The 11284-nt window shown below is 66.7% G+C and carries 8 protein-coding genes; all 8 read right to left on the bottom strand.

Translation table 11 applies throughout. The features are described from left to right. Positions 1-1221 (bottom strand): MFS transporter (locus B3446_RS02860; protein WP_291377247.1); only part of this gene is annotated, 1221 nt, incomplete at its 3' end. 245 nt (positions 1222-1466) lie between these two features. Next, on the bottom strand, positions 1467-2039 hold the full coding sequence (gene pgsA, locus B3446_RS02855) for a CDP-diacylglycerol--glycerol-3-phosphate 3-phosphatidyltransferase (protein WP_191575743.1): 573 nt from the start codon (positions 2037-2039) through the stop codon (positions 1467-1469). A gap of 281 nt (positions 2040-2320) precedes the next feature. Further along, positions 2321-4147: an excinuclease ABC subunit UvrC gene (gene uvrC, locus B3446_RS02850; protein WP_291377246.1), complete on the bottom strand. Its 1827-nt coding sequence runs from the start codon at positions 4145-4147 to the stop codon at positions 2321-2323. Continuing rightward, positions 4110-5168, bottom strand: coding sequence for a beta-N-acetylhexosaminidase (gene nagZ / locus B3446_RS02845; protein ID WP_175138102.1), 1059 nt, complete (start codon positions 5166-5168; stop codon positions 4110-4112). Before nagZ ends, uvrC begins: the two co-directional genes overlap by 38 nt. A gap of 59 nt (positions 5169-5227) precedes the next feature. After that, on the bottom strand, positions 5228-5662 hold the full coding sequence (acpS, locus tag B3446_RS02840; RefSeq protein WP_370633063.1) for a holo-ACP synthase: 435 nt from the start codon (positions 5660-5662) through the stop codon (positions 5228-5230). A 38-nt stretch (positions 5663-5700) separates the two neighbouring features. Continuing rightward, the gene (gene pdxJ / locus B3446_RS02835; protein ID WP_191575746.1) at positions 5701-6441 is read right to left on the bottom strand and encodes a pyridoxine 5'-phosphate synthase; all 741 of its coding nucleotides are present in this window, start codon (positions 6439-6441) and stop codon (positions 5701-5703) included. Next, positions 6438-7931, bottom strand: coding sequence for an efflux transporter outer membrane subunit (locus B3446_RS02830; RefSeq protein WP_175123626.1), 1494 nt, complete (start codon positions 7929-7931; stop codon positions 6438-6440). The genes pdxJ and B3446_RS02830 overlap by 4 nt, the downstream gene beginning before the upstream one ends. Then, positions 7928-11167, bottom strand: a complete 3240-nt coding sequence (locus tag B3446_RS02825) for a multidrug efflux RND transporter permease subunit (protein ID WP_291377245.1) — start codon at positions 11165-11167, stop codon at positions 7928-7930. Before B3446_RS02825 ends, B3446_RS02830 begins: the two co-directional genes overlap by 4 nt. Positions 11168-11284 lie beyond the last annotated feature (117 nt).

Here is an 11284-nt window from a genome sequence, read left to right as displayed (position 1 = left end):
GAACGCCACACCCGCGCCCACCCACGGCCCCTGCCGCAAACCGGCGTCCAGCAGCAGACCGAAGGCCAGCGGCCCCAGAGCCGAGCCGACGTCCATGCCCGAATACACCAGGCCGTACACCGACCCCGTCGAGCCCTTGGGCGTCACACGGCGGATCAGCATGTCGCGCGACGGCGCGGCCACGCCCGAGCAGAAGCCCGCCAGCCCCACGACCGGCGCGGCCAGCACCGCGGGCACGAGGCCCAACGCCAACACGACCAGCGTCAGGCCAGCCAGGATGAGCGCGACCATGACGGTGCGCTCGGTGCGCGGATTGGCCGACACCAGAAAGCCGCCCGCCGCCATGCCGACGGCCGAGGCGACCATGTAGCCGGACAGCGCCGAGCTGGCCGTGACCTTGGACAGGTCGTACAGCTGGCCCAGCAGCGGAATCGTGTAGTTCTGCACCGACGACAGCGCGATGGACGTGCAGGCAAAGAACAGGAATGCGCCCCACAGCGCGGGTTTGGCCAGCAGCGCGGACAGCGTCGCCAGCACGCCCTCTTGCGGCTTGGCGGCGGGCTTGGGCGCATTGCCGGCGTCCTTGGCGTCGCCGCCCGCCTCCACGGGCGACGGGCCGCCCAGCAGATCGCGCCCCAGCACCGTCAGCAGCAGCACCAGCGCCACCAGACCGGCGGCGCTGTAAGCCGCAACGCGCCAATTGGCGAGCAGCGTGATGGTGGTGATGAACACGGGCGTCAGCGCCCAGCCCAGGTTGCCGGTCAAACCGTGCGTCGAAAACGCGTGGCCCAGCCGCGGCGCGGTGATGCGGTGATTGATGATGGAATAGTCCGCCGGATGGAACACCGAATTGCCGATGCCGCCCACGACCGCCGCGGCCATCAGCATGACGTAGCCGGTCGCCGAGCCGATCAGCACACCCGACAGCACGAAGCACGCCAGCCCGAACCACAACACGGGACGCGCGCCGATGCGGTCCACGACGAAGCCCGACGACGCCTGGCCAATGCCGGACACCACGTAGAAGGTGGAGACCAGGAGGCCCAGCCGCGCGAAATCCAGCCCGAATTCCAGGCCGAGCGCGCCATAGAGCGACGGCAGGACGAGCTGGAAGAAGTGAGACGAGGCATGCGCCACGCCGATGAGCAGGATGATTTTCCAGTCGCGCCGGCGTACGGCGGCGTCCGAGAGCAAGGGGGTGGCGGCGGTAGCGGTGTTCATTGCACAAGGCCGCGCATGGGCGGCAGGTTGCGGGCCGCCTTGGGCGGCTCGCGGGTTGTCTCCGGCGTCGCGCAGACTTGTGTCCAGGCGACGTATTCATGGCGATTGCGGCGCGCGGGCCGTGCCGGATCGAGCCGGCGTATCGCTCTTGAAGTGACACGGCGGCCGTCTTGCGCGAGCCGGGCCGCCGTGCGGTGTTGCAACTGCACCGGGCTGGCTGTTGCGCAGCCAGCCCGGGAAATCGGTCACATGGCCTTTTCGCGGATCGCGGGCCACGCGCGCTGCAGGTAATACAGCATCGACCAGACAGTCAGCACCGCGGCCACGATGATCAGGATGTCACCCAGCAGCTTGGTGTTGACGCCGTAGATCGACTGGTTATACAGCAGGCACGGAATGGCAACCATCTGCGCGGCGGTCTTGAACTTGCCCAAGCGGTGCACGGCCACGCTGGCGCTCGCGCCAATCTTGGCCATCCATTCGCGCAGCGCGGAAATCGTGATTTCGCGGCCGATGATGATGAGGGAGATGAAGGCATCGACGCGGCTCAGGTCGAGCAGCACGATGAGGGCGGCGCAGACCATCAGCTTGTCGGCGACGGGATCCAGGAAGGCGCCAAATGCCGATGTCTGGTTCCAGCGCCGGGCGAGCCAGCCGTCAAACCAGTCGGTCAGCGCGGCAATGATGAATGCCCATGCCGCCAGCGTGTCGCGCATGGGAACAGACATCCAGCTTTCGGGCAGATAGAACAGCCCGACCACCAGCGGAATCATGGCGATACGCAGCCACGTCAGAATAATGGGAACGTTAATTGGCATAGTGTCCGTATCCTAACAGCTAGAGCCCACCCCCGACGCGCCTTCGGCGCCTCCCCCTCAAGGGGGCGCCTCTGCGGACCGGCGGAGCCGGATCCGCGCGGCCCGGATTGCTCGTCGGGGCGGGTGGTTGAAATTTGGGGGCGGGTTGATGAGGGAGGTTTGGATTGGAGCGTTCGCCCTGGCACGTCGTCGAGCTTATCGGCGAGGCTGAACGCTCTGGCGTCTTGTTGGCCGGCGGCGAGGGTGACACAGGTTCGTGACATCTGGGCGATTCCGGGGCTTCAGCGCAGTGCCTCGTAGATGCGGATCGCCAGGTCTTGCGAGATGCCGTCCACCGATGCCAGGTCCTCGATGCTGGCGCGGGCGACGCCGGAGAAGCCGCCGAAGCGGGCCAGGAGGCGTTGGCGGCGGCGGGCGCCGACGCCTTCTATTTCTTCCAGGCGCGAGACGTTGCGCGTTTTGGCGCGGCGGGCGCGCATGCCGGTGATCGCGAAGCGGTGGGCTTCGTCGCGGACCTGGGCGATCAGCATCAGGGCGGCGGATTCGCCGCCCAGGGCGACGGGCGGACGGCCGTCGGCGAAGACAAGGGTTTCCAGGCCGACCTTGCGCCCTTCTCCCTTGGCCACGCCGACCAGGGTCTGGATGTCTAGGCCCAGTTCCGCGAAAACCTTACGTGCGACCTCGACCTGGCCCTTGCCGCCGTCGATAAGGACAAGGCCGGGCATCTGCGCGTCGCCGTCGGCGACCTTGGCAAAGCGGCGGGTCAGCACCTGGCGCATCGCGGCGTAGTCGTCGCCGGGCGTGATGCCGGCGATGTTGTAGCGGCGGTACAGCGAGGGCTGCATGTCGTGGTGTTCGAACACCACACAGGACGCCTGGGTGGCTTCGCCGGCGGTGTGGCTGATGTCGAAGCATTCGATGCGCAGGGCGTCCAGCGCGGCTTCGTCCGTGTCCAGATCCAGGGCTTCGGCCAGCGCCAGCGTGCGGGCGGCGCGGGCGCCGGACTCGGTCAGCGCGCGGGCGAGCGCCATTTCAGCGTTCTTGGATGCCTGTTCCAGCCAGGACCGGCGCGTGCCCTGCGGACGCGTCAGCACGCGGGACGGCCGGCCGCCGGCCTGCTCGACCAGCAGCGCGATCAGCTCGGGATCGGGCAAGGGGTGGGAACAGACCAGGATGGGGGGCATCGCGTTGTCGGTGTAATGCTGGGCCACGAAGGCTTCCAGCACCTGCGGCGCGGCCTCGCCCTCGGCGTGCGACGGAAAGAACGGCTTGTCGCCCAAATGGCGGCCGCCGCGCACCATGGCCAGGTTCACGCAGACCTTGCCGCCCGCAATGGCCACCGCAATGATGTCGGTGTCCTCGCCGCTGACGTTTTCCATGGTCTGCTGGTGCAGCACGCGCGCCAGCGACCCCATCTGGTCGCGCAGCGCCGCGGCTTCCTCGAAGCGCAGTTCCATGGAGGCCTGCAGCATGCGGGCCTCGATCTCGCCCATGACGTCCTTGGCCTCGCCGTTCAAGAAGCGCACGGCCCGGTGCACGTCGCGCTCGTATTCGGCCGCTTCGATCGCGCCGACGCACGGCGCGGAGCAGCGCCCGATCTGATGCAGCAGACAGGGACGCGAGCGGTTGGCAAAGACGCTGTCTTCGCAGGTGCGCAGGCGAAACACCTTCTGCAGGATCTGGATGGTTTCGCGCACCGCCCAGGCGTTGGGGAACGGGCCGAAGAACTGTCCGCGCTTGTTGGTGGCGCCGCGGTAGTACGCGATGCGCGGCCAGTCATGCCCGGTGATGTGCAGGTACGGATAGGACTTGTCGTCGCGGAACAGGATGTTGTAGCGCGGCTTCAGACTCTTGATGAGGTTGTTTTCCAGGATCAGCGCTTCGGCTTCGGAGCGCGTCACCGTGACCTCAAGCCGCGCCACCTTCGCCACCATCTGGGCGATGCGCGGGCTGGACAGCGTCTTCTGGAAATACGACGAGACGCGCTTCTTCAGGTCGCGCGCCTTGCCGACATACATGACCTCGCCCGCCGCATCCAGGTGCCGGTAGACGCCCGGCAGATGCGGCAGGTCAGACAGGAACGATTTGAGATTGAAGTCGTCGGGCATTCTGGTAACGGCTTTCGGCTTGCAGGGTGTCCCAATCGGGCGCGTCGAAACGCGGCATCAGGCGCCGGATGCGCGCCACGGACTCGGGCGCATGGTCGAACTGCAGGCGTGACAGCAGGTCGTCGGCCAGGTCCGGGCGGTTGCACACCAGCACCATGTCGCAGCCGGCGCGCAGCGCGGCGTTGGCGCGGTCCAGGATGTCGCCCGCGACCGAGGCGCCTTCCATCGTTAGGTCGTCCGAGAACACGACGCCATCGTAGCCCAGGCGCTTGCGCAGGATGTCCTGCACCCAGCGCTTGGAAAAACCGGCCGGATGTTTGTCCACCTTGGGGTAGATGACGTGCGCGGGCATGACGGACGGCAGCACGGCGTCGCCCAGCCAGGCGTAGGGCGCGGCGTCGTCTTTCAGGATCTCATCGAGCGTGCGCGGATCGACCGGGATCTCGTGGTGCGAGTCGGCGCCCACGTAACCGTGGCCGGGGAAATGCTTGCCGCAGGACGACATACCAGCCAGAGACAGGCCCTGAACCAGGGCCCGCGACAGCATTGTCACCACGCGGGGATCGTGGTGGAAGGCGCGGTTGCCGATCACCTTGCTGACGCCGTAGTCCAGGTCCAGCACCGGGGTGAAGCTCATGTCCACGCCGCAGGCGCGCAGCTCGGCGGCCAGGACGTAACCGGCCTCGGTCGCCAGGCGCATGGCCTGCAGGGGATCGGTGTCCCACAGTTCGCCCAGCGCGCGCATCGGGGGCAAGGGCGTGAAGCCGTCCTCGCGGAAGCGCTGCACGCGGCCGCCTTCGTGATCCACCAGGATCAGCAGCGGCTCCTTGCGGGCCTTGTGGATCTGGCGCGTCAGCGCAGTGAGCTGGGCGCGGTTCTCAAAATTGCGCGCGAAAAGGATGACGCCGCCCACCAGCGGGTGGCGCAGGCGCTTCTTTTCTGCTTTCGTGAGCGAATATCCCGCCACATCGACCATCACGGGGCCGGGGGGCAGGACCGCCTTGGATTTTTTCTTGGCCATGGAGGCTGTCCTTGTAACTGGGTGCGGCAAGCCGGCGGAGATGGCCCCGAGTGCAGGGCTTAGGGCTTGCGCTCGACCACCACATACGCGGCGGCCATGTCGGATTCATCGGTAATGGAAACGTGGGCCGCGCCAAACCGGTCAGCGTACCAGCTCAGCAGTTCGGGGGCGATCACCAGCACGGGGCGGCCGCCCGGCGCGTTCAGCGTCTGCACGCGCCGCCACGTCATCGGCATGCGCATGCCCAGCCCGATCGCCTTGGAAAACGCTTCCTTGGCGGCAAAGCGGGTTGCCAGAAAGCGCAGCCCGCGCACCGGGTCGCGGGCGCGGCGGGCGTGGAATTTCAGGAGTTCCTCGGGGCCGAGGATCTTTTCGGCAAACCGGTCGCCGTGGCGGGCGAGCGCGCGTTCGATGCGGTCGATGCGCAGGAGGTCCATGCCGATGCCGGCAATGGCGCCGGCGGGCGTGGCGGAAGAAGAGTCGGACATCGGCATCGCCTGGCTAGCGGTCAAAACGCGTCATCGGCCCGCGTTCAAAGCCCGCGCAGCGCGTGCAGGCGCGCTTGCACCATCAGCGCCTTCATGTCGCGCACGGCCTTTTCCCAGCCATCGAAGATCGCCTGCGCGACGATGGCGTGGCCGATGTTGAGTTCGGAAATGCCGTCCAGCGCGGCCACCGGCTTGACGTTGCCATAGTGCAGGCCATGGCCGGCGTTCACACGCAGCCCGTGGCGCAGCCCTTCTGCCACGGCCAGGCGGATGCGTTGCAGTTCCGCTTCAGCGGCTTCGCCCTCGGCTTCGGCGTAGGCGCCGGTGTGCAGTTCGATGACGGGTGCGCCGGCCTTGGCGGCGGCGGCGATCTGGACCGGGTCCGGATCGATGAACAGCGACACGCGGATGCCGGCTTCGGCCAGCAGCGCCACGGCGTCGGAAACGGGCCCCATGGCGCCGGCCACTTCCAGCCCGCCCTCGGTCGTGAGCTCGGTGCGCTTTTCGGGCACCAGGCAGACGTCGCTGGGCTTGACCGCGCAGGCGATCTCCAGCATTTCCGGCGTGACCGCGCATTCCAGATTCATGCGGGTGCGCAGTTGCGGGCGGATCGCGTAGACGTCGGCGTCCTGAATGTGGCGCCGGTCTTCGCGCAGATGCAGCGTGATCAGGTCGGCGCCAGCATCTTCGGCGCGCAGGGCGGCGGCGATCGGGTCGGGATAGGCCGTGTGGCGCTGCTGCCGCAGCGTGGCGACGTGATCAATATTTACACCGAGTTCTATCATTGCACTTTCGTTGTTTCTTCCCAGCCGCCGCCCAGCGCCTTGTACAGCTCCACGCGGTTGATCAGCGCAGCCAGGCCGGTTTGCACGAGCGACAGCTGGGCGTTGAAAAAGTCCACCTGCGCGGTCTGCACCTGCAGGTAGCTGTCGATACCGTTGGTATAACGCAAATTCGACAGTTCCAGCGTCCGCGCCGACGAATCCTGCAGCGCGCGCTGGGCGTCAAGCTGCGCCCCGTAGGTGGCCTCGCCCGCCAGCGCGTCCGACACTTCGCGGAACGCCTGCTGGATGGTCTGTTCGTACTGCGCGACCGCGATATTGTCGCGCGCCTTGGCCAGGCTCAGGCCCTCGCGGATGCTGCCGCCGGCAAAAAGCGGCGTCGTGATCGACGGCGAGAAGCTCCAGTAGCCCTGCCCGCCCTTGAACAGATCGCCCAGCGACGGACTGGCCACGCCCAACAGGCCGGTCAGCGAGATGGTCGGGAAAAACGCCGCGCGCGCCGCGCCGATATTGGCATTGGCGGACAGCAGCTGGTTTTCGGCGGCCGCGATGTCGGGACGGCGTTCCAGCAGATCGGACGGCAGGCCGGACGGCACCGTGGCCAACAACTGGTCGCGGCCGAAGGTGGCCGGCGGGGGCAGCGTGTCGGGCAGCGGCGTGCCCACCACCAGCACCAGCGCGTTCATGGCTTGCGACCGCGCGCGGGCCAGTTGCGCCAGGTCGGCGGAGGCCGTGTCCAGCAGCGATTTGGATTGGTTCAGGTCCAGTTCGGACGCCACGCCGCCATCGAAGCGGCGCTTGACCAGGTCATAGGATTCCTGGCGAGAGGCCAGCGTGCGCTGCGTCAGTTCCAGCTGGACCTCGGCGGCGCGCAGATTGAAATACGACTGCGCGACGGATCCGACCAGCGTGATGTGCACGCTTTTTTGCGCCTGTTCCGTCGACAGGTACTGCTGGTACGCGGCTTCGGACAGGTTGCGCAGGCGGCCGAACAGGTCGATCTCGAAGGTCGTCAGACCGATCCCGGCCTGGTACGAACTGCTGATGGAACTGGAATCTGGACCGCCGGCCCGCATGTTGGCCGGCAGATGCTGACGCTGGCCCTGGATGCCGGCGCCGATGCTGGGCCACTGCGCGCCGCGCTGGATGCCGTACTGCGCCCTGGCTTCTTCGACACGCTGGACCGCGACACGCAGGTCGCGATTGTTGACCAGCGACAGTTCGATCAACGCCTGCAGGCGCGGGTCGCGGAAAAATTCGCGCCAGCCCAGGTCCGCGGCGGGCGTGCCGGCTTGCGGCATTACGTCGGCGGCGGGCTGCGAGCCCAGCGTGGTGGCGCGCGTATACGCGCCGTACTGCACCTTGGGCTGGTCGGGCCACGCCGGGCTGACCGGCGCGTCGGGACGCTTGTAATCGGGAGCCAGCGAGCAGCCGGCCAACGCCACCGCCACAAAGGCGGACAAGGCGGTCTGTCTGAACATCAGGGCTTTCATTCCTTGCCCTCCTGGCCACCAGTGGGTTGTGCGGGCTGCGGCGTTCCGGGCAAGGACGCCTTTTCGGCCTCCGCCTTCTTGGCAGCCTGTTCTTCCTCGAAGAGACGCTTTTCGGCGCCCAACAGGCGCGGGCGGGTCTTGAAGAGACCCAGCACCACCACGAAGAACGTCGGCACGAAAATCACGGCGAACGGCGTGGCGGCCAGCATGCCACCCAGCACGCCCAGGCCCACTGCGCGCTGGCTGGCCGCACCGGCGCCGGTGGCCATCGCCAGCGGGATCACGCCCAGGATGAACGCCAGCGACGTCATCAGAATCGGACGGAAACGCAATCGCGCAGCCTCGACCGCGGATTCATAAAGACCCATGCCGCGGGCGTACTGGTCCTTGGCGAACTCCACGATAAGAATGGCGTTCTTGGCCGCCAAGCCGATCACGGTCACCATCCCGACCTGGAAGTACACGTCGTTGGACATGCCCAGCGCGCTGACCAGCGCCACCGCGCCCAGCATGCCCAGCGGCACCACCAGCATGACGGAAATGGGGATGGCCCAGCTTTCGTACAGCGCGGCCAGCACCAGGAACACGACCAGCAGCGACAGGCCCATCAGGATCGGGGCCTGGTTGCCGGCCTGCAATTCCTGGTAGGACAGCCCGGTCCACTCGTAGCCGAAGCCTTGCGGCAACTGGGCGACCAGACGCTGCATTTCTTCCATGGCCTGGCCGGTGGAGTAGCCCGGCGCCGAGGCGCCGCCGATACGCATGGACTCGTAGCTGTTGTAGCGCACGACCTGCACCGGCCCCTGAACCCATTCCGCCGACACGAACGTCGACAGCGGCACCATCCCGCCCTGCCCGTTGCGCGCGTTCAGCTTGAGCACGTCGGACAACTGCATGCGGTATGGCGCATCGGCCTGGACCCAGATGTTCTGCATCCGGCCCATGTTGGGGAACTTGCTGAGATACGCCGAGCCGACGGCGGTGGAAATGAGCGAGGCGGCTTCATTGAAGTCCACGCCCAACGCGGCCGCCTTGTCGCGGTCGATGTTCAGCGTGAGCTGCGTGCCCGCCGACAGGCCCGTGATGCGGACCTGCGACAGGATCGGGCTCTTCATGGCCTCGCCCATCAGCTGGGCGGTGGCCGCGGCCAGCGCCTCGGTGCCGGCCGCGCCGCGGTCCTGCAGGCGCAGGTCGAAGCCCGTGGCGTTGCCCAGCGACGAAATGGCCGGCGGCACCAGTGTGAACACCTGCGCATCATGGATGCCCATGAGCTGCTTTTCGAAAGCGGTGAACGCAATGGCGCCGGCGGAATCCTGGCGCTCCTTGCGATCCTTGAAGTCCTTGAGCGTCGTGAACGCAATGGCGGCGTTCAGGCCGTTGCCGTTGAAGCTGTAGCCCTGCACGGCGATGATGTTCTCGACGGCGGGAATGCCCTGGAAGTATTTCTCGACCTGCTCGATGACCTCGACGGTGCGATTGGCGCTGGCGCCGGTGGGCAGCTCGATGTTGCTGACCACATAGCCCTGATCTTCCTCGGGCAGGAACGACGACGGCAGGCGCAGGTACAGCCAGCCCAGCAAGAGGACCAGCACCAGGAACACCAGCATCATCCGGCCACCCTTGTGCAGGATGCGCGACACCCAGTTCTGGTAGCCATGGGTGGTGGCGTCGAACTTGCGGTTGAACCAGCCGAAGAATCCCTTCTTGTCCTCGTGGTGGCCCTTGGCCACCGGCTTGAGGATAGTGGCGCACAGCGCCGGCGTGAAGGTCAGCGCCAGCAGTGCCGAGAAGAAGATGGACACGGCCATGGCCACCGAGAACTGACGGTAGATCACGCCCACCGACCCGCTCATGAAGGCCAGCGGCAGGAACACTGTCACCAGCACCAGCGTGATCCCGATGATGGCGCCGCTGATCTGCGGCATGGCCTTCTTGGTGGCCTCTTTGGGCGGCAAGCCCTCGGTCGCCATGATCCGTTCAACGTTTTCGACGACCACGATGGCATCGTCCACCAGAATCCCGATGGCAAGCACCATCGCGAACATGGTCAGCACGTTGATCGAGAATCCAAGCGCCAGCATCACCGCGAACGCCCCCAGCATGGCCACCGGAACGACCAGCGCCGGGATCAGCGTGTAGCGCACGTTCTGCAGGAACAGATACATGACCAGGAACACCAGCACCATGGCTTCAGCCAGGGTGTGCAGCACCTGTTCGATGGACACCTTGACGTAGGGCGCGGTGTCGTACGGCACCGAGTACTGGATGTTGTCCGGGAAGTACTTGGACAGCTCCTGCATCTGGTTGCGCACGCCTTGCGCCGTGGCCAGCGCGTTGGCGTTGGGCGACAGCACAATGGCGAAGGCGGCTGTCGGCTTGCCGTTCAGGCGGGCGCCGAACTGGTAGTTGTCGGCGCCGACTTCAATGCGGGCGACGTCGCGCAGCAGCACCTTGGAGCCGTCGGTATTGGCGCGCAGGACGATCCGGCCGAAGCCGTCGACCGTGCTGAGCTGGCCGTTGGCGGTGACCGTGGCAGTGATGCGCTGCGAATCGGGGTTGGGCGGCGCGCCGATGCTGCCGCCGGAAATCAGCACGTTCTGGCCGGCGATGGCGTTGTTGACCTCTGACATGCTGAGGTTGAAGCCCACGAGCTTGGCCGGGTCCACCCAGATGCGCATCGCGCGCGGCGCGGCAAAGAGCTGGAACTGGCCCACGCCCGGCACCCGGGACACCGGGTTCTTCACGTTGCGGGTGATGTAGTCGGCCAGGGCCGTCTGGTCCAGCGTGCCGTCCGTGGACGACAGCGTCACGATCATCAGAAAGCCGGTGCTGGTCTGCTCATACTGCAGGCCCTGCTGCTGCACGGCGGCGGGCAACTGGGCAATCACGTTGGACACGCGGTTCTGCACGTCCACCTGNNCCACCTGCGCCAGGTCGGGATTGGTGCCGGGCGCAAACGTGGCGGTGATGGTCGAGGTGCCGTAGGAATCGCTGACCGACTCGTAATAGATCAGGCCCTTGGCGCCGTTGAGCTGGTCTTCGATGATGCTGGTGACCGACTCGGCCACTTCCGGGGCGGACGCGCCCGGGTAGGTGGCCGTGATCGTGATGGCGGGCGGCGCCACATCGGGGTACTGCGCGACCGGCATGTTCGGGATGGCCAACACCCCTGCCAGCAGAATGAAAAGGGCGACTACCCAGGCGAAGATTGGTCGATCGATAAAAAATTGCGGCATGTGGGCTGACTCTGAAAGCGATGCTCACCAAAGAGGAACGCGGCGCTTGCTGCGCCGCGTGCCGCTTACGATTTCTGGCCTGCGGCCTTGTCCTGCTGGGCAGGCTCGGCCGGCTTG

Origin of the sequence: Achromobacter sp. UBA5777, assembly GCF_002418565.1 — a bacterium.
Lineage (GTDB): Bacteria > Pseudomonadota > Gammaproteobacteria > Burkholderiales > Burkholderiaceae_B > Achromobacter > Achromobacter animicus.
This window is presented reverse-complemented; position numbering and strand designations above follow the sequence as displayed.